We start from the raw sequence: 19,058 nt of genomic DNA on the forward strand, positions 1-19,058 counted from the left end.
ACAGCAGCCTCGGCTACCGCAGTCCCGCCGAATACGAGACCGCACTCGCAGCCTGACCACCACACCGATGGTGTCCGTCAAAGCGGAACAAGCTCAACCACGCTGACGTCTCTGTGGCGTCGGGCTGAGTCAAGCCGTCTGCGTGATGGGCGGGGTGGGCGTGAAAACCCGGTCGTCGCGCAGGAGGGCCCACAGAACACTGGTGCGGCGTCGTACGAGGGCGATTACAGCCGTAGAACGTGGTTAAGCCGCTGACCGCGACCACCATCGCGCTGTTGCGGGCCAAGCCCACGCAGTTCGCGTCTGCCTCTGTGCGCACCGCTCTTCGTGAGTGGGCGTTCAATACGCGCAACGCCCGTAAGGCCGTACTGCCCCCGCACGTCTTCGAGTCGCCCACCGGGCGGCGCGTCTACGACACCCGGAACACGCGCCTGACGAAGTGGCTCAACGACGGCATCCCGCCCGCCCAAGTGGCCGAGTGGGCCGGGAACAGCGTTGCCGTGCTCCTGGCGACCTACGCCCGATGCGCCGAGGGCCGGCTGCCCGAACTGAAGAGGCGGCTTGAACTTGAAGGTGCCGTAGATCTTCCCGAGCGGCCGTCCGTCGGCTGATCCCGCGGCCCGGATCTTCGACGCGTATTCGACACCACCACCCGCGAAAACCCGGTGACAGCCGGACAGCCCCGGAGTCTGCCCTCGATCGTCAATAGGGAGTCCGGGGCTTCGCTGTGTCCAGCGTCACCTACCCTGACCAGCAAAAAGCCCTCCCTCAAGGGGAGGGCGGAGACGTGCGCCCCCGGCAGGACTCGAACCTGCGGCCAAGCGCTTAGAAGGCGCCTGCTCTATCCACTGAGCTACGGGGGCCGGGTGTGGTGGCCTCGCACGTGGTGCCCGGGTGTGGGCTGATCCGTGACGTTGCCGGGGACAAGGATAGGGCTCCCGGATCCTTGTCCCTGTTGCTTCGCCTCCGTGGCTCAATGTGGAGGTTCGGTGAAGCGGTCCTGATAATCGCAGGCAGGTACGAATCGTGCACCGCTTTTGGTGTCTCGCACCTCGGGTGTTGTGTACTCGTTATGCCTGCGCTGCGCCCTTGTCCCAGACGTCCCTTCTGTCCCTCTGATTCCCGTCGGCGCGCTGACATGCCCATATGCTTCAGAATTCCCCTAAAATTGGGCATTCTTCGCATGTGGTGACCTTGAACGTACGGCCTCAGCTGCTCGACGCTCTCTCCGCCCTGCGCGAGCGTGTCGCCGCCGCACGCTTCCCGCTGCCCCTGGCGGGGGCTCCACGCGCGCGTGCCAACCGCGACGAACTCCTCGCCCAGCTCGACGACTACCTGGTGCCCCGGCTGAAGGAACCCGAAGCGCCCTTGCTGGCCGTCGTGGGCGGGTCCACCGGCGCCGGGAAGTCGACGCTCGTCAACTCACTCGTCGGGCGACGCGTCAGCGAGGCAGGCGTGTTGCGGCCCACGACAAGGACCCCGGTACTGGTCTGTCACCCGGAGGACCAGCACTGGTTCAGCGGCATGCGCGTCCTGCCCGACCTCACGCGCCTGTGGGTGCCCCACCAGGACGCGGGCGAGGACCTGCTGCTCCCGGGCGAGGACCCCTCGCGCGTGCTGCGGATCCAGACGGTCGACACCTTGCCACCCGGCCTGGCTCTCCTCGACGCCCCCGACATCGACTCCCTCGTCGCCGACAACCGCGTCCTCGCCGCCGAGCTGCTCTGCGCGGCCGACATCTGGATCATGGTCACCACGGCCGCCCGCTACGCCGACGCCGTGCCCTGGCACCTGCTGCGCGCCGCCAAGGAGTACGACGTCACCCTCGTCACCGTCCTTGACCGCGTGCCCCACCAGGTCGTCTCCGAGGTGTCCCGACAGTACGGCGCCCTGCTCACCAAGGCCGGACTCGGCGACGTACCGCGGTTCACCGTGCCCGAGCTGCCCGAGTCCACCTGGGGAGCGGGACTGCTGCCGGCCACCGCCGTGGCGTCCCTGCGCGCCTGGCTCGTCCACCACGCCCAGGACCCCACGGCACGCCACCACGCCATGGCCCGTACGGCCGGCGGCGTGCTCGACTCCCTCAAGTCCCGCATGCCCGAGCTGGCCGGCGCGGCCGCCGCTCAGTACGCGGCCGCGCTGCGGCTCACCGCCGCCGTCGACGCGGCGTACGACGGTGAGTACACGCGCGTGCGGGCACGGTTGCAGAACGGGGCCGTACTCGCCGGTGACGCGCTCAAGCGCTGGCGCGCCTTCCCCCTCGACTGCACTGCCGGCGAACTCCTCGACGCACTCGCCGAGAGCCTGACCACCCTCCTGCTGTGCGCCGTCACCGCCGCCGACGAGCGCGTCGACGAAGCCTGGCGTCGTGAACCGGCGGCGGCCGCCCCGGGGCTGGCGGGCGGCGGCCCGTCGTCGGAGAGCGCCGAACATCGCATCGGCATGTCCGTACGGCGGTGGCGGCGGGAGCTCGAGGAGTACGCCGAGGACGAGGTGCGCCACATCGAACGCAGCGTCGCGCCCGACGCCGAGGTGGTTGCCGCGCTCGTCGCCACCGCGTTGCTGGGCGGCCGCCGGGCGCGGTCCACCGGCGAGGCGCTCGCCGAGCGGATCGGCGCGCACGGAGCGCTGCGGCTGCGGGATCGCGGCGGGCGGCTGCTGGCTGAGCACCTGGACCGGGTGATCCACACCGAACGCGAACGCCGCCTCGCCCCGCTCGACGGACTTGACGTCCACGCCGAACCCCAGGCCGAACTCATCGCCGCGCTGTCCGTACTGCAGAAGGAGAGGTGACCGGGTGACCGCCGTCGCCGACCAGGACCACACGGGCCACACCGATCACGGGGGAAACAGCGAGCACACCGACCCCACGGATGACAACAAGCGACCACCGGGGAGCGAGCCCGGCAACAGTTCCGAGGGGCCGAAGGACTCCGAGAACGATGCCGGGCACGCGCGCGTGAAGGGCGGCGCCGACACCGACACCGACACCGCGCGCCGAAAGAGGCTCTGGGGCCGTGGCGGCGCCGGCAAACGGACGGACGCTCCGGGTCGTACAGACGCTCCAGGTCATGCGGACGCTCCGGGTCATACGGACGCTCCGGGTCGTACGGACGCTTCCGGTCCTACGGGCTCCACCGGCCGTACCGACTCCACCGGGGCCTGGGACGACGGCCTGATCGCACGCCGGGTCACCGAGAATGCCGGTGCACCGGCCGGCGCTTCCGCGAGGGCGCAGCAGGCCGCCGCGGTGGCGGTGGAAGCACGGGTGACCGACTCGCAGGACGGGGCCTCGCTCGCGTACGACGACTACCTGCGGCCCCGGCTGGACGCGCTCCGCGAGCTGGTGGGGCTGTCACGGACCCGGCTCGACAGCAGGACCCTCGCGGATGCGGGCCGGGTCCTGGACGAGGCGACCGCACGGCGCAGGCTCTCCGGCCGGCACACCGTCGTCGCCATCGCGGGCGCCACCGGCAGCGGCAAGTCGCAGCTCTTCAACGCGCTCGCCGGAGTGACCATCTCGGAGACGGGCGTACGACGGCCGACGACCGCCGCGCCCATCGTGTGCAGCTGGAGCGACGGCGCCGCGAGCCTCATCGACCGGCTCGGCATCCCGGGACGCCTGCGCCGTCGCCCGGTGCAGAGCCCCGAGGCGGAGGCCCAGCTGAGCGGGCTGGTCCTGATCGACCTGCCCGACCACGACTCGGCGGCCGTGCAGCACCGCGAGCACGTGGACCGCATCCTGGCGCTGGTCGACGCGGTCATCTGGGTGGTCGACCCGGAGAAGTACGCCGACGCCGTCCTGCACGAGCGCTATCTGCGGCCCATGGCGGGCCACGCGGAGGTCATGTTCGTCGTACTGAACCAGACCGACCGCCTGCCCGCGGAGGCCACGGAGCTGGTCCTCGACGACCTGCGGCGGCTGCTCGACGAGGACGGCATCGCCCTGGGGGAGTACGGCGAGCCCGGCGCGACCGTCCTCGCGCTGTCCGCGCTCACCGGAGACGGCCTGGGCGAACTGCGGGAGGCACTCGGCCAGTTCGTCGCGGAGCAGGGCGCGCCGGTGCGCCGGCTCTCGGCCGACGTGGACGCGGCGGCGTGGCGGCTGCGGCCCGTCTACGTCACCGGCCGGCGCGCCGGGCTCAGCGAAGAGGCGAGGGACGAGTTCGCCGCGCGGCTCGCGGACGCGGTGGGTGCCACCGCGGCGGGCGAGGCGGCCGAGCGGGCGTGGCTTCGCAACGCCAACCGCGCGTGCGGGACGCCGTGGCTGCGGCTGTGGCGCTGGTACACCGACCTACGCGAACCCGCCACGGGCCGGATGTCGATGCGTGCCCAGGCCGACGAGGAGGCCACGGCGCGTCAGCGCGTCGAGCAGGCGGTGCGGACGGTGGCCGACCGGGCCTCGGCAGGGCTGCCGGTGCCGTGGGCGCAGGCGGTGCGCGAGGCGGCCGTACGAGGCTCACAGGGGCTGCCCGAGGCGCTGGACGAACTGGCGGCGCGGGCCGGACTGCCGCCGGGACGTCCGCCGCGGCCGGGCTGGTGGCCGGTGGCCGTCCTGATCCAGGCGTGCATGACGCTGCTGCAGGTGGTGGGCGGACTCTGGCTGGTCGGGCAGATCGTCGGGGTCATGTCGCCGAACCTGGGTGTGCCCGTGCTGCTGATGCTGTCCGGGATCGTGGGCGGGCCCATCGTGGAGTGGAGCTGCCGGATGGCCGCACGCGGCCCGGCACGGCGGTACGGCGAGGACGCGGAGCGGCGCCTGAGAGAGGCGGCGGCGGGCTGCGGCCGAGCCCGGGTCCTCGATCCGGTGGCGGCGGAGCTGCTGCGGTACCGGGAGGTGCGGGAGCAGTACGCGAAGGTGACGGGGGTGGGGGCGGGGACGGTGGCGAGGTGAGTCGCGACGCGAGGTGAGTCGCGACGGCGAGGTGAGTCGCGACCGGTCGTGAGGCTGGGCCTCGGGGCTGCGGCTCCGTCCCTCGGGCCTGGGGCTCGGGCCTGGGAGCTGGGGCCTGGGAGCTGGGGCCTGGGGCTTGGGGCGTGGGCCTCGGGCCCTGAAGCGGGGTGATCCACAACGGGGACAACGGGGACAACGGGGACAACGGGGACGGCGGTCGTTCCCTCGTTCGGGTGGTGGAGTTTTCCACAGATGAGCGGTGGTCCACAGTGCTCAGCGGGTTCGTCCCGGCGGAGGCAGTCTGTCTCGCAGCCGTACGGGACGGACCCGTACGCGTTTCCGCCCGGTCCGTACATCCGGGCGGGGGAGGGGTTCGCGATGAACGAGACGATGGTCTGCGCGGTGGGCAATGTGGCGACGCGGCCGGTGTACCGGGAGCTGGCGACGGGGGCGTCGGCCAGGTTCCGGCTGGCGGTGACCTCGCGCTACTGGGATCGGGAGAAGAACACCTGGACCGACGGACACACCAACTTCTTCACGGTGTGGGCCAACCGGCAGCTCGCCACGCACGTGGTGGCGTCGCTGGACATCGGCCATCCCGTCATCGTGCAGGGCAGGTTGAAGGTGCGCACGGAAGTACGTGAAGGCCAGAACTGGACCTCGGCCGACCTCGACGCGGTGGCCATCGGCCACGATCTGGCCCGGGGCACGTCGGCCTTCCGGCGGGCGAACAGGCCGGAGACGCCCGGCGCCACCCCGTCGCAGTCGGAGCCCAACTGGGAAACACCGTCGGCGAATTCATCCTCGGCAGCCCAACAGGTGCTGGAACCAGCGGCGGTGACGTGATGTCAGCAAGTGTCCGGAGCTGACCGAAGCTGACCGAAGTGCGGCTGAAGTACGGCTGAAGTGGGGCTTATCGATGAATGTGCACGTCACACGGCGGTGGATTTGTCGATAACCCTGCTCACGGCCCGACTTGGGGATAACGATTCCGAGTCGGATCGGGTTGTCGTACGAGATCATCGGGGGGCGCGGAGCGCCACATCCCTAGGATGCCCGACAGAGCACATGAGGCTCTTGAGGCTCGTGATTCTGCTGGTGGGACCCCACGTCCACGTCAACGGGGCCTGTGCGAAAGGGATTTCTTTGTTTGCTTCGCTCTCCGGGCTGTCCGCGCCGTCCGCGCACGGGCGAGGGGCGGCTCGCCTCGCCGCCGCCTCGCTCGTGTCCGGGCTGGTCGCAGCCGGCGTGCTGCTCGGCGCCGGCCCGGCCGCCGCGGACGAGACGGCGCAGACCCAGGGCGGGGCGACCGCCACCATAGGCGGCCTGAAGACGTACGGCACCGCCGTGATCCACGACGCCGACGGGGACCAGGAGGTCTCGGCGGGCCTGTTCGAGATGTCCGTCGACGGGGGCGGCACCCTCCAGACGTACTGCGTCGACCTGCACACCCCCACGCAGCGGGACGCCAAATACCACGAGACGCCGTGGAGCGGCACCTCGCTGGGTGTCAACAAGGACGCCGGAAGGATCAGTTGGATCCTCCAGCACTCCTATCCCCAGGTGAACGACCTCGCCTCCCTGGCCGGGAAGGCGGGCATCAGCGGCGGCCTCACCGAACAGGACGCTGCGGCCGGCACTCAGGTGGCCATCTGGCGCTACTCGGACGGCGCGGACGTGGACGCCGTCGACCCGCAGGCGGAGAAGCTCGCCGACTACCTCTTCAAGAGCGCCCGTGCCGTGGCGGAGCCCAAGGCGTCCCTCACCCTCGATCCGCCCGCGGTCTCCGGCCGTCCCGGCCAACCGCTGGGTCCGGTCACCGTCCACACCAACGCCTCGAGCGTCACCATCACGCCCCCGGCGGACGCGGCCACCAGCCGCGTACGGATCGTCGGCAAGGACGGCAAGCCCGTCACCTCCGCGACCGACGGCAGCCGGCTCTTCTTCGACGTCCCCGCCGACGCGGCGGCGTCCGGTACCTCCGCCCTGACCGTCCAGGCCTCGACCACCGTCCCGGTCGGCCGCGCCTTCACCTCCGACGCCCGCAGCCAGACCCAGATCCTGGCCGGCTCCAGCGAGTCCACGGTCTCGGCGACGGCGAGCGCGACCTGGGCGACGCAGGGCGCCGTCCCGGCCCTGTCCGCGGCGAAGAACTGCACCAAGGGCGGGGTCGACATCACCGCCACCAACCGGGGCGACGAGCCGTACACCTTCGACCTGATGGGGCTCCAGCACGCCATCCCCGCGGGCCAGTCCCGCACGGTGACGATCCGCCTCCAAGAGGACCAGCCCTACGACTTCACCATCGAAGCCCCCGGTGCCGCCTCCCAGCGCTTCACCGGCGTCCTCGACTGCAAGACCCAGACCACCGTCACCGGCACCACCATCCAAACCCTCAGCGACCCCAGCCCCGCCACGGTAGGCGGCACGGCCCCAGACCCCAACCTCGCCGCGACGGGCAGCTCCGACGCGACCCCCCTGATCGCCGGCACAGCCATCGGCCTGGTGCTGATCGGCGGCACGGCCCTGGTCCTCCTCCGCCGCAAGCAGGACGCGTCCGAGCGCTGAGCCATGGACGGACGCCAACAGCTTTCTCTGACGGGACGAGGCAGCTCCCGGCTGCCGTGAGCGAGGGAGGCCGACGAGGCGGGCGAACTCGTCACACCGGTTCGGGTTGCGGTTCCGGCTGACGCGTTGGCCCGACCGCCGGTTCCCACCGTTTGGTGGTCCGTACGTAGCCGTAGATCACTGAGGTCATCACCAGGATGAGAAGTGGCCCGAACACCTCCGGATGTCTGGCCATCTCCACCGGCAGGTAGCGGTACGACACCAAGAGCGCGGCGAAGACCGTGGCACCGTGGACGACCAGCTGGATTCCTGCCCGGTCCCAGCCGCGGTCGAGCGAGCGCAGCGCGGCCTCGATGGTGAGCGCGAACACCACGCCGGCGATGAGATCCACGCCGTAGTGGTAGCCGAATCCCAGCGTCGCGGTGAGCGTGGCGATCAGCCAGAACGTGCCCGCGAACCGCAGGAGCCGCGGGGCCCTGCGACTGTGGATGAAGATCGCGACGGCCCACGCCGTGTGCAGGCTGGGCATGCAGTTGCGCGGGGTGATCCCGTCGTACGTCATCGGGGCCGGGGTGCTGATCGGCAGCGACGTGTGCGGCCACAAGTTGGCCGCCGCCCACTGCACGCCGCCGGTGCCGGAGGCGCCCGGGCCGTAGGCGAAGACCGGTCCGACCACCGGGAAGAGCATGTAGATGCCCGGCCCGAGGAGGCCGATCACCAGGAAGGTGCGCACCAGATGGTGGCGCGGGAAGCGCCGCTCGACCGCCACGTCGCGCAGCTGGTAGAACGCGACGACGACCGCGGCCACCGCGAGCTGCCCGTAGACCAGCTGGAGAAGGTGGCCGCTGAAGGGGTCGGTGGCCTTGACGATCCGGCCCACCAGCCACGACGGGTTGCCCAGTGCGTGATCGGCCATGGCCACGTACTGGTCGAGGACCATCGGGCGGCTCTTCGCAGTGATGAGCAGCCAGGTGTCGCCGGTCTTGCGGGCGGCCACCAGCAACAGGCCGAGCCCGACGCCCTTCAGCAGCAGCACGCGCTCACGGCCGGTGCGGCGCGTGACAGCGATGACCGCGGAGCCCAGCATCACCCACAGCGCACCCGTGCCGAGGGAGTAGCCGTCGGTCATCTCGGCGCCGGCCGCCCATCGCACCAGCAGGAGGACGGCGTCGATGCCGATCGCGGCGCCGGCCGCGATGAGCCGTTGCCGCCAGGTGAGCACCACCATCATCAACCCCAGGCCGCCGTACAGCGGCCCCGGCTTGGGAGCGAGGATCAGGGCCTGCACCTGGTTGGTGATCGGCCCCGGTTCACCGTAGCGGCGTGCGGCGATCTCCAGCGTGATGAGGAATCCCAGCGCCACCACACCCGCCGCGACCCACAGCATCGCGCGCCAATGGCGCCCCACGATCAACGAAGTCATGCCGCTTATTCGCGAAAAAACCCGCGATGCCCTGGATATCAATTTTTTGGCCGATTCACGCTGATGGCTAGGTAGAGGAAAAAGCGATGGGAAACCACCGCGAGCTCGAACATGTTATCGGAGCCATGTTTCGGCGCCCGAGGATGGACAAATACGCACTTTTCTGGCCCGTCGCAGCTGCTCAATGCGCCCGGCGGCGGGCTGGCTGTCGAGCCGTGTGTGCACCGTCACTGCTCCTGCCGACGTGCCGATCTCTGGTGGTTGCACCACATGTGGCCCGCAGCCCAGGATGCGTCGTTGTACAGACGCCGCAGCAGTGGAGGCGTCCCGAACCCGATGACTCACCGGCTCACCCTCTCAGCCCGGACAGTCGGAGGCCAGTGCCCTTTGGGCCGCTCGTCCCGAAGGCTTCGGCAGGCACCAGGTCACTTGCCGTCCGGCAATCCGAGCCCAGCTGTGATCGCTGCCGCCCGTGCGGCGGTTGCGGTCGGGATTACCGCGGGCATCCCTGTGGCGGTTGATTTCGGTAGCGCGGCGGTGGTGCGGGCATGCCCGTGGCCCCCCGGCGGTCGAGCGGGCTGATGAAGATCAACGGCTGGTTGACAGGCGCAGGCTTCCTGCGCCCACGCGAGCCGGGACGTCATGGGCGACGGCAGCCTGACGTTTTCGGCGTCGAGGTCAACTGCTCAGTGGGCGCCGCTACTTGCCTGGATCATGTGCAGACGCGAAGGCGTTGTAGGGTGATCGAACTCTGTCCAGGCAGAGCAGAACCCAACACCAAAAACGAGGGGACCCATGAAACTGAGTCTGCGTCGGATAGCGCCCAGGCCGCGGTCGTCCGCCAGCAGGAAGGCCATGTCGGTCGCGCTGGTCGGAGCTACCGTCGTCGGCGCGTCGGTGCTGGCCGTCTCCCCGGCGTCCGCGCTGAGCTGGAAGTGCAAGAGCAGTTCCAAGACCATCGACGACGCTGGGTACTCCGGCCCCTGGGGCGACAACTGGGACTTCACCGTCAAGAACTGCGTGGCCCGGTCCGGTAGTTACGTCTACGCCAAGGCCACGGTGAGCTGGGACGCGCCTCCGTGGTACTCCGGAACCGACCACCTGTATGAAACCTTCGACAGCGCCGGCTTCCGGCTGTACCTCAAGCACGCCGACGCCGGCGCGGACACTGTCCTGGTCAAGAAGGACTTCGACATCCAGGACAAGCTGGCGGCCATGAACGGCAGCGGCAACGGTTCGTGGACCTCGTCCACGATCAAGAAGAAGGTGGGGAGCAAGAGCGCATACGTCGACGGCGCCCTGAGGCTCAACTGGGACGAGGACGGCAAGGGCGTCCGCAACTACGGCTTCTCGGCCACCAGCTCGGTCTGACGGCGGCACTGACGCACTGCCGTCCCCGACCACCTTCAGCACGCCGTTCCGGCCGCTGAAGTGAAGCAACAAGCCGATCTGCCCGCCATCCACATCCAGGGGCGCGGTGGGCAGATCGGTGCCGAAGCCGTTCCGGTCGCCGGCGGCGTGCAGGGGGTTGCCGTTCAGTTCGGCTGTCCTCTGGGCCGTCGACGCCCCATGCGGCGAGGGCGGCCAGCCCTGCGATCACGCGGTAGTGGCGGAGCTCTCCCCGGTGTGGGGCCACCAAACCGTGACTACTACTTGAAGCAGCGGGCCGAGGGGTTCAAGCATCCTGTGGGCCCTCCTGCGCGATGGAAGGTCTTTCACCCTGCGCCCACCAGTGGCTCGGTCGCGTAAATGGGCCACCGGGCCCATCACCGGCGATAGTCTGAGGACCCATCCCGGAGAGACGGCCCAGTGAGCTTCGACGCAGAACGATCAGCGCGCATCGCTGCCATGCAGGAAACCGCCCGGCCCGTCTGGGAGGTGTCCGGAGACAGGGACGCGCTCCAGCAGTTCCTCAAAGACAACGGGTGTCACGGCGTGGAAGCCGTGTTCGTGACCATGGGGCTCTTGAACTGCGATCTCGCCGAAGCTCAGCGAGCCTTCATCGACGCCCCATGCCGCGACGCCGAACGCCGGTTCCACAATCAAGCCCTGAACCTGCTCGAAGAGGTTGCCGTCACCGACACCTGACAGCACCGGCGACAGACACAGCCCCTTGACTCGGCCATCAACATTCCACCGACCTTCGCTTTCAGCACCGGGAGACTGTGTGAGACGCGTATCCATAGCCGCCTTGGCTCTGTCGCTGACCGCCCTACTTGCAGGGTGCACGCAGGAGGAGCCGAAGCCACTGCATCCGACCAGGTCGCCAGGGGAAGCGGCCTGGTACGAGAGCACCAAGAAGCAGCAACAGGAGTACTGCGCCGCATACCGAGCGCACGACCCACAGCACCCCATCCACGTCCCCTCGTACGCCTCTGCAATGTCGGAGGACGAGTTCGCCGACGACTTCTACAAGGCCGTGAAGGAGAAGTGCACGCCTGCTTGATGGGCCAAGTGATCGCGAGATCACGGGGAACCGCAGTCACTGGCGGTGGTTATGGGATTTGAACCCACGGTGACTCGCGCCACGACGGTTTTCGAGATCGCATCCGGCTTGACTGCCCCATTGTGACTCCACCGACCTTGAGTTGGGCTGTGCTGGTTCGACCGTCTGCGATCAGGTCAAGACGTTTCCAGATGAGTCTCGATCACCTTTTGGCGGTTGGGGTGTTGTGGGAACTTATGAGGTGGTGGTGGTCGTCTGCTGAGGTGCGCTGTCCAGCGTGTTCGGTGGTTATGTGTTGTTCCGAGAGAGGGGGCTGAAGTGTCTGCGGAGATCGCGATTGCAGAGGCTGTGGAGTACCTGCGGGCGGAGTTGGTGGCTGCGGCGGCGGGGAGTGGTACCGGGCCACGGTTTGAAGTGGGGCCGGTGGAGCTGGAGTTCTCCGTGGAGATGCGTAAGGAAGGCAAGGGCAAGGCCGGGCTGAAGGCGTGGGTGGTATCGGCCGGTGCGGAGGCGTCGGTGTCGAAGGCGTCGGTGCACCGGGTGAAGCTGGTGCTGACGCCGAAGGACACCATGACCAACGGCGCCTATCACGTGAACACCGACCAGCCGGATTCCACGGGCGAGATGCTGGGGTCGAAGTTCGGCGAGTAGCGCAGGGCTGCATCACACGCTGTGGGCCCAGGGGAATGGGTTGCCTCTGGGCTCTGATTGGGGATGGGGAGGGGTGCGGGGTGGAGCGGGCGCGGGTGGCGGTGGTGCGGTCCGGTGATGCCCGGGGGTCCGGGTATGTACTGGGCGGCCGACTGGTGCTGACGGCCGCGCACGTGCTCAAGGACCACGGGCAGGTGTCGGCGCAACTGCCGGGTCGGGCCGGGCGGGTGCCGTGCCAGGTGGTGTGGGAACGGTTCGAGGACGGTCCGCAGGGGTGGGACGCGGCGCTGTTGCTGGCCGGGGAAGATCTGTCGGACAGGCCCTTACCAGGGGTTCGTTGGGGGCGGCTGGTGACCATGCAGGCCTGCCCCGCTCAGGCCCTGGGCTATCCGGTGGTGGGGCAGGCCGGAAGGGATGCGGTCTCGCTCGTACAGATTGCGGGGCGGGTCCTGCCGGAGAGCGGCAGGGACAGAGACCGCTACGTCCTGGTCGCTGGCATGGGGGCGGAGTCGCATGGGGGCGCCTCGCCGTGGGGTGGGATGTCCGGGGCCGCGTTGTGGTGCGGCAGTACACCGGGGATGGCGCCGCTGCTGACCGGTGTGGTGGCCGGTGATCCGCCCGGTTGGAGCCACAACCAGCTGGAGGCCGTCCCAGCGTACGTACTGGCGTCGGACCAGAAGGTGCGGGAGCTGGTCGAAGAGCACACCGGGCGGGCCATGCTGCTGGAGCCCGCGGACCTGCAACACCTCACCGACCGCACCGCAAGCCCCCGGCCGCCACGCTCCCCCGCTGATCTGCTGCGCCCGGAGCAGGCGGTGGTGTCCTTCATGGGACGGGAAAATCTGCTCAACGACCTGACTTTCTGGTGCCAGCCGACCCCGGACCAGGCGCAACCCACCCCTGACGACGGCGCTTCGGCCGGGATGTGGGAGTGGGAGCAGAGTCTGGTGCAGGCTCGGCTGCTGACCGGGGCGGGCGGTGCGGGCAAGACCCGGCTGGCCGCCGAACTCGCCGCCCGGATGACGAGGCAGGGCTGGGCCGCGATCCGCCTGACCACCGATACGGGGGTGCCGCTGGATTCCCTGTCCCAGGCGTGCCGGCCGCTGCTGGTCGTCGTCGACTACGCCGAAACCCGCACCCCGCAACTCCATGCACTGCTGGAGGCGGTCGACCACGAGCAAACCATCAGTCCCGTACGCGTGTTGGCCTTGGCTCGCGCCGCAGGCGACTGGTGGACCCGGGCCACCGAACACCCCCACGGCCAGGCCCTGAGCACAGCCCTCGTCACACCGGTCCCTGCACTGCACCACACCGCCCAAGAGCGCGCCATCGCCTACCGGCAGGCCCTCGGCGATTTCACCACCCCACTGCGCCGGCTCTTCCCCTTGACCGACTGGGCGGCCCTGCTGCCCGCCCTCACTTCTGCGACCGCAGTACCGGCACTGGCCGGTGCGGAGTTCGACACGCCGCTGTCGGTGCAGATGGCCGCCCTCCTCGCTCTGCTGGATGCCACCGGTATTCCCCAGCTTCCGGGCCGGGCCCCCGCGCTGGAAGGTCGGCTGCTGGGACACGAACGCAAGTACTGGGACGATGCCGCCGCCACTCCCGGACGAGGCCTGAACGGGGAGCGCAGCGGAACCGAAACCCGTGCTCTCGCCGTTGCCCTGGCCTGTCTGGTCTCCGCCGCCGACCGTGATCACGCCCGAACACTCCTGGCACAGCTTCCCGGTCTGGCCGACGAGAGTGCGGCCGCCGTCTGCGGGGAGCTGACCACCTGGCTGGCAGATCTCTACCCGACTCCAGCCGGTTCCGTGTGGGGCAGCCTGCAACCCGACCGGATCGCCGAATACCACCTCGGCGCCCAGACCAGCCGTGAACCTGCGTTGTTCACCCGCATCCTGACCACGCTCTCCGACACACATGCCGCGCAGGCCCTGACCGTCCTGGCCCGCACTGCCCAACACCCCCATCACCGGGATGTGATCAGCAGCATCCTGTGCGATGCCGTCGCCATCGCCCCGGACCCGCTGGGACCGGCCGCCCTGAGCACAGCCACACGCACGCCCCACCCCGCCCCCTTGATTGCCGCCTTGGCGCATCTGACCCGCACCACGCAGGACATCACGTTGCTGCACCGCCTCAGCAACCTGCTACCGAACTCCACCCTTGCCCTGAGCGAGTGGGCCGCCGACCTCAGCACGGCCCTGGTCGAGCACCACGACACACACGATCCCACTCTCCCCGACCTCGCCGGCTCGCTGAACAACCAGTCCGCCCGCCTCGCGAAGCTGGGACGGCTGGAGGAGGCACTGGCCGCCGGCACCCGTGCCGTCGAGACCTACCAAAGCCTGGCCGAGCAGCGCCCCGACGCCTTCCTCCCCAACCTCGCCGGCTCGCTGAACAACCAGTCCAACCACTTCGCCAAGCTGGGACGGCTGGAGGAGGCACTGGCCGCCGGCACCCGTGCCGTCGAGACCCATCAAAGCCTGGCCGAGCAGCGCCCCGACGCCTTCCTCCCCGACCTCGCCATGTCGCTGAACAACCAGTCCGCCCACCTCGCGAAGCTGGGCCGTCTGGAGGATGGCTTGGCCGCCGTCACCCGCGCCGTCGAGATCCGCGAAGCCCTGGCCGAGCAGCGCCCCGACGCCTTCCTTCCCTACCTCGCCAGCTCGCTGAACAACCAGTCCACGCACCTCGCGAACCTAGGACGGCTGGAAGAGGCACTGACCTCCGCCACCCGCGCCGTCGAGATCCGCGAAGCCCTGGCCGAGCAGCGCCCCGACGCCTTCCTCCCCGACCTCGCCGGCTCGCTGAACAACCAGTCCAACCGTCTCGCGAAGCTGGGACGGCTGGAGGAGGCACTGACCGCCGTCACCCGCGCCGTCGAGATCCGCGAAGCCCTGGCCGAGCAGCGCCCCGACGCCTTCCTCCCCAACCTCGCCGGCTCCCTGAACAACCAGTCCAACCGTCTCGCGGACCTGGGACGGCTGGAGGAGGCACTGACGGCCGTCACTCGCGCCGTCGAGATCCGCGAAGCTCTGGCCGAGCAGCGGCTCCCTGCACAACCAGTCCAACCGTCTCGCGGACCTGGGACGGCTGGAGGAGGCACTGACGGCCGTCACTCGCGCCGTCGAGATCCGCGAAGCTCTGGCCGAGCAGCCGCCTTCCTCCCCTACCTCGCCGGCTTGCTGAACAACCAGTCCGCCCACCTTGCGAAGCTGGGACGGCTGGAGGATGGCTTGGCCGCCGTTACCTGCGCCGTCGAGACCTATCAGAGCCTGGCCGAGCAGCGCCCCGACGCCTTCCTCCCCTACCTCGCCATGTCGCTGAACAACCAGTCCGCCCACCTCGCGAACCTAGGACGGCCGGAGGAGGCACTTACCGCCGCCACCTGCGCCGTCGAGACCTACCGAAGTCTGGCCGAGCAGCGCCCCGAGGTGTTCACGGCAGACTTGAAGAAGGCGCTCCAAATACGGCAGTTCTTGAAGCAAATTCCGGAAACTTGATCCGTCGGCCGGCCTCATGGCGGCTGCTATCCAAACTTCGCACCCCAAGCGGACCAGATCGAGCGGGGAACAGCGGGCGAACATGAGAAGGCAGCCGGTCTCGCAGACACGATGGGTCAGGCAACCATGGCCTCAAATGACCGATCCCCTCAGAGCAGCCCGAACGGTCGCCGTTCCGCGCGGACATGAAGGCCATGGGCAAGCGGGGCGACTGGGCGAGCAGGACCGACGCCAAGGTGCAGGCCCCGGCCGACATCGCGGCCCGGCTGGGCATCGCCGAAGGTGACCTGTGTGTCTGGACGTCGTACGAGTTCCTGGCTGACGGCAGGCCGGTGCAGCTGTCCACGAGCTGGGAGCCGTACGACCTCACCGCCGGTACTCTCGTCGTCCTTCCCGAGGGGTGCCGCATGCCGGAACGGGCGTCGTGAACCGCATGGCCGCGATCGGTGTCACCGTCACCCATGCCGTGGAGCAGCTGGAGCCACGACAGGCGGGCGCCCCGTGGAGACAGCGGACATCGTGGTGCCCGCGGTGCACTGCGAGATCGTTTACGAGATCCCGATCAGCCGATAGGCCAGGCGCAGGCCTTCACTCTTGGGCCGTCCCTGGGCCGTGCGAGGGCGCCCGAGGCCGACCGGCGGCGACCGACAGTGACAAGCGAGTCTCAACCGCCAATCACGAAACCCCTGGTCAGGGCCCCCCAACCATACGCGTTTCCACCCAGGGGTGGCGGTGCGGCAAGATGGGGTGTATCTGCCCACTGCCTGATTTCAAGCTGCCGGACGGTTTCTCTTGGCTGAGTTCATTTACACCATGCGCAAGGCGCGTAAAGCGCACGGCGACAAGGTGATCCTCGATGACGTCACCCTGAACTTCCTTCCGGGTGCCAAGATCGGCGTCGTCGGTCCGAACGGCGCCGGTAAGTCGACCGTTCTGAAGATCATGGCGGGGCTGGAGCAGCCGTCGAACGGTGACGCCTTCCTCACGCCTGGTTACACCGTGGGCATCCTCCTTCAGGAGCCCCCGCTGAACGAGGAGAAGACGGTCCTGGAGAACGTCCAGGAGGGCGTCGCCGGGATCAAGGGCAAGCTCGACCGGTTCAACGAGATCGCCGAGCAGATGGCGACCGACTACTCGGACGCGCTGCTCGAGGAGATGGGCAAGCTCCAGGAGGACCTCGACCACGCCAACGCCTGGGACCTCGACGCCCAGCTCGAGCAGGCCATGGACGCCCTGGGCTGCCCGCCCGGCGACTGGCCCGTGGCCAACCTCTCCGGTGGCGAGAAGCGCCGCGTGGCGCTCTGCAAGCTCCTCCTGGAGGCCCCGGACCTGCTGCTGCTCGACGAGCCCACCAACCACCTCGACGCCGAGTCGGTGAACTGGCTGGAGCAGCACCTCGCCAAGTACGAGGGCACTGTCGTCGCGGTCACCCACGACCGGTACTTCCTCGACAACGTGGCCGGATGGATCTGCGAGGTGGACCGCGGCCGTCTGCACGGCTACGAGGGCAACTACTCGAAGTACCTCGAGACCAAGGCGACCCGCCTCAAGGTCGAGGGGGCGAAGGACGCCAAGCGGCAGAAGCGGCTCAAGGAAGAGCTCGACTGGGTGCGGTCCAACGCCAAGGGGCGCCAGGCCAAGTCCAAGGCGCGTCTCGCCCGCTACGAGGAGATGGCCGCCGAGGCCGAGAAGATGCGGAAGCTGGACTTCGAGGAGATCCAGATCCCGCCGGGCCCGCGCCTCGGCAGCGTCGTCGTCGAGGTCGCCGACCTCAACAAGGCGTTCGGCGAGAAGGTCCTCATCGACGATCTGTCCTTCACGCTGCCCCGTAACGGGATCGTCGGCGTCATCGGGCCGAACGGTGCCGGCAAGACGACCCTGTTCAAGATGATCCAGGGATTCGAGACGCCCGACTCCGGCTCCATCAAGGTCGGCGACACGGTCAAGATCTCCTACGTCGACCAGAGCCGCGAGAACATCGACCCCAAGAAGACGCTGTGGGCCGTCGTGAGCGACGAGCTGGACTACATCAACGTGGGCCAGGTCGAGATGCCGAGCCGCGCCTACGTCTCCGCCTTCGGGTTCAAGGGCCCCGACCAGCAGAAGCCGGCCGGTGTCCTCTCCGGCGGTGAGCGCAACCGCCTCAACCTCGCGCTCACCCTCAAGCAGGGCGGCAACCTGCTGCTCCTCGACGAGCCCACCAACGACCTGGACGTGGAGACGCTCTCCAGCCTGGAGAACGCGCTGCTCGAGTTCCCGGGCTGCGCCGTGGTCGTCTCCCACGACCGGTGGTTCCTCGACCGCGTGGCCACGCACATCCTCGCCTACGAGGGTGAGTCGAAGTGGTTCTGGTTCGAGGGCAACTTCGAGTCGTACGAGAAGAACAAGATCGAGCGGCTCGGACCGGACGCCGCCCGTCCGCACCGTGCCACCTACAAGAAGCTGACCCGGGGCTGATCGATCTTGCGGCACATCTACCGCTGCCCACTGCGCTGGTCGGACATGGACGCGTACGGCCATGTCAACAACGCGGTGTTCGTGCGCTACCTGGAGGAAGCGCGTATCAACTTCCTCTTCCGGCCGGAGAAGGACTTCCAGCAGGGGTCCGTGGTGGCACGCCATGAGATCGACTACAAGCGGCAGCTCGTCCACCGGCACCACCCGGTGGACATCGAGCTGTGGGTCAGTGAGATCAGGGCGGCGTCCTTCACCATCACCTACGAGGTGAAGGACGACGACCTGGTCTACGTACGGGCCTCGACGGTGGTCGTGCCGTTCGACTTCGAGGCACAGCGCCCGCGCCGGCTCACCGGGGAGGAACGCGAGTTCCTCCGGGAGTACACGGACGACGCGGACGAGGGAGAGGCCGTCGCCGCATGACGGTGCTCCACCTCGCCGACGAGGGGGAGGCGGCGGACCTCGCGGCCTTCCTCTCCCGGCTGCTCCATTACGACCGTGGCGCGGCGGTCCGGCTCCAGGCGGCCGGCACCGCCCTCGCCGTGTTCGGCCGGCCTCCCTCCTTCGAGGTGCTGGCCATCCGCGCCGTACGGCTCGCCAAGCCCTACGAGGACGGGCTCGACGTCACGCTCGACGTGACCGTGTCCGCCGGTGAGCTCCTGGAGACCGTGGACGAGACGGCGGCGACCGCCGCCGTTCCGGGTGCGGTCACCGGTCCGCCGTGGGCCGGGGTGCTGCCGCCGCGCGGCGGATGGCAGCCCGAGCCGGGGCTGCCCTCCCCGGACGCGCTGCGCGCGACGGTCGGCGCGGCCGTCGCCGAATTCCGCTCGCGTACGAAGGAGTTGGCGCCCGAGGGGCACAACCGTGCCGAGCTCGACCGGATCGGCCGTGACATCTGGTCCCGCTCCATCGGCGGCACCCACCTGCCGGTGCGGGCCGTGCACGCCGCCCAGTCACTGGGCTTCCTGCGCCCAGGTGGGGAGCCCGCGCAGGCGGAGGTGGGGCTGTTCTCCTCGGGGGCCTGGCTCAGGCTGCGGACGCCCTACGGGTCCGTCGCGGTACGGCGGACAGAGCGGACCGGGCTCGGGGCGCTGGGGCTCAGCGTGCGCTGAG

14 protein-coding genes, 1 tRNA gene and 1 pseudogene are annotated in these 19,058 nt (G+C 69.3%); 14 read left to right on the forward strand and 2 right to left on the reverse strand.

Features of this window, described 5'->3' with window-relative positions; all coding sequences use genetic code 11:
* Positions 1 to 239 precede the first annotated feature (239 nt).
* On the forward strand, positions 240 to 611 hold the full coding sequence (locus tag IG99_RS18740; protein ID WP_051865547.1) for a hypothetical protein: 372 nt from the start codon (positions 240 to 242) through the stop codon (positions 609 to 611).
* 179 nt (positions 612 to 790) lie between these two features.
* Here the strand turns inward: IG99_RS18740 and IG99_RS18745 are convergent.
* A tRNA-Arg gene (locus IG99_RS18745) sits at positions 791 to 863 on the reverse strand.
* Between the two features lie 322 nt (positions 864 to 1,185).
* On the opposite strand from IG99_RS18745, the gene IG99_RS18750 reads away from it, so the two are divergent.
* From IG99_RS18750 to IG99_RS18765, 4 genes are all read left to right on the forward strand, one after another.
* Entirely contained in the window at positions 1,186 to 2,793 is a 1,608-nt protein-coding gene (locus tag IG99_RS18750; protein ID WP_037675475.1) for a dynamin family protein, read from the forward strand.
* 4 nt (positions 2,794 to 2,797) lie between these two features.
* A complete protein-coding gene (locus IG99_RS18755; protein ID WP_037675478.1) occupies positions 2,798 to 4,894 on the forward strand; it encodes a YfjP family GTPase in 2,097 nt (698 codons plus the stop codon).
* Positions 4,895 to 5,272: 378 nt separating this feature from the next.
* On the forward strand, positions 5,273 to 5,740 hold the full coding sequence (locus tag IG99_RS18760; RefSeq protein WP_037675480.1) for a single-stranded DNA-binding protein: 468 nt from the start codon (positions 5,273 to 5,275) through the stop codon (positions 5,738 to 5,740).
* A 300-nt stretch (positions 5,741 to 6,040) separates the two neighbouring features.
* Positions 6,041 to 7,462, forward strand: a complete 1,422-nt coding sequence (locus tag IG99_RS18765) for a Cys-Gln thioester bond-forming surface protein (protein WP_234311887.1) — start codon at positions 6,041 to 6,043, stop codon at positions 7,460 to 7,462.
* Positions 7,463 to 7,553: 91 nt separating this feature from the next.
* Here the strand turns inward: IG99_RS18765 and IG99_RS18770 are convergent, their stop codons facing one another.
* On the reverse strand, positions 7,554 to 8,885 hold the full coding sequence (locus tag IG99_RS18770; RefSeq protein ID WP_078947785.1) for a phosphatase PAP2 family protein: 1,332 nt from the start codon (positions 8,883 to 8,885) through the stop codon (positions 7,554 to 7,556).
* An 855-nt stretch (positions 8,886 to 9,740) separates the two neighbouring features.
* Here IG99_RS18770 and IG99_RS18775 point away from each other — a divergent pair.
* The 9 genes and pseudogenes from IG99_RS18775 to IG99_RS18815 all read left to right on the forward strand — a co-directional run bounded on the left by IG99_RS18775 (position 9,741) and on the right by IG99_RS18815 (position 19,057).
* The gene (locus IG99_RS18775; protein WP_037675488.1) at positions 9,741 to 10,256 is read left to right on the forward strand and encodes a hypothetical protein; all 516 of its coding nucleotides are present in this window, start codon (positions 9,741 to 9,743) and stop codon (positions 10,254 to 10,256) included.
* 438 nt (positions 10,257 to 10,694) lie between these two features.
* Positions 10,695 to 10,973 (forward strand): hypothetical protein, encoded by a 279-nt coding sequence (locus tag IG99_RS18780; RefSeq protein WP_158973200.1) that lies wholly within the window; start codon positions 10,695 to 10,697, stop codon positions 10,971 to 10,973.
* A gap of 79 nt (positions 10,974 to 11,052) precedes the next feature.
* Entirely contained in the window at positions 11,053 to 11,331 is a 279-nt protein-coding gene (locus tag IG99_RS18785) for a hypothetical protein (RefSeq protein ID WP_158973201.1), read from the forward strand.
* Between the two features lie 318 nt (positions 11,332 to 11,649).
* Entirely contained in the window at positions 11,650 to 11,982 is a 333-nt protein-coding gene (locus tag IG99_RS18790) for a trypco2 family protein (protein ID WP_037675491.1), read from the forward strand.
* 80 nt (positions 11,983 to 12,062) lie between these two features.
* Positions 12,063 to 15,488: a tetratricopeptide repeat protein gene (locus IG99_RS18795; RefSeq protein WP_234311888.1), complete on the forward strand. Its 3,426-nt coding sequence runs from the start codon at positions 12,063 to 12,065 to the stop codon at positions 15,486 to 15,488.
* A gap of 152 nt (positions 15,489 to 15,640) precedes the next feature.
* Positions 15,641 to 16,061: pseudogene (locus IG99_RS47635) on the forward strand (UTRA domain-containing protein); the annotation flags it as partial.
* Positions 16,062 to 16,280: 219 nt separating this feature from the next.
* Complete coding sequence (ettA, locus tag IG99_RS18805) at positions 16,281 to 17,945, forward strand: energy-dependent translational throttle protein EttA (RefSeq protein WP_037675492.1); 1,665 nt, start codon at positions 16,281 to 16,283, stop codon at positions 17,943 to 17,945.
* A gap of 6 nt (positions 17,946 to 17,951) precedes the next feature.
* Positions 17,952 to 18,368 (forward strand): acyl-CoA thioesterase, encoded by a 417-nt coding sequence (locus IG99_RS18810; protein WP_037675494.1) that lies wholly within the window; start codon positions 17,952 to 17,954, stop codon positions 18,366 to 18,368.
* Entirely contained in the window at positions 18,365 to 19,057 is a 693-nt protein-coding gene (locus IG99_RS18815; RefSeq protein WP_037675496.1) for a hypothetical protein, read from the forward strand. Before IG99_RS18810 ends, IG99_RS18815 begins: the two co-directional genes overlap by 4 nt.
* Position 19,058 lies beyond the last annotated feature (1 nt).

This window comes from Streptomyces griseus subsp. griseus (assembly GCF_000720255.1).
Taxonomy (GTDB): Bacteria; Actinomycetota; Actinomycetes; order Streptomycetales; family Streptomycetaceae; genus Streptomyces; species Streptomyces griseus_I.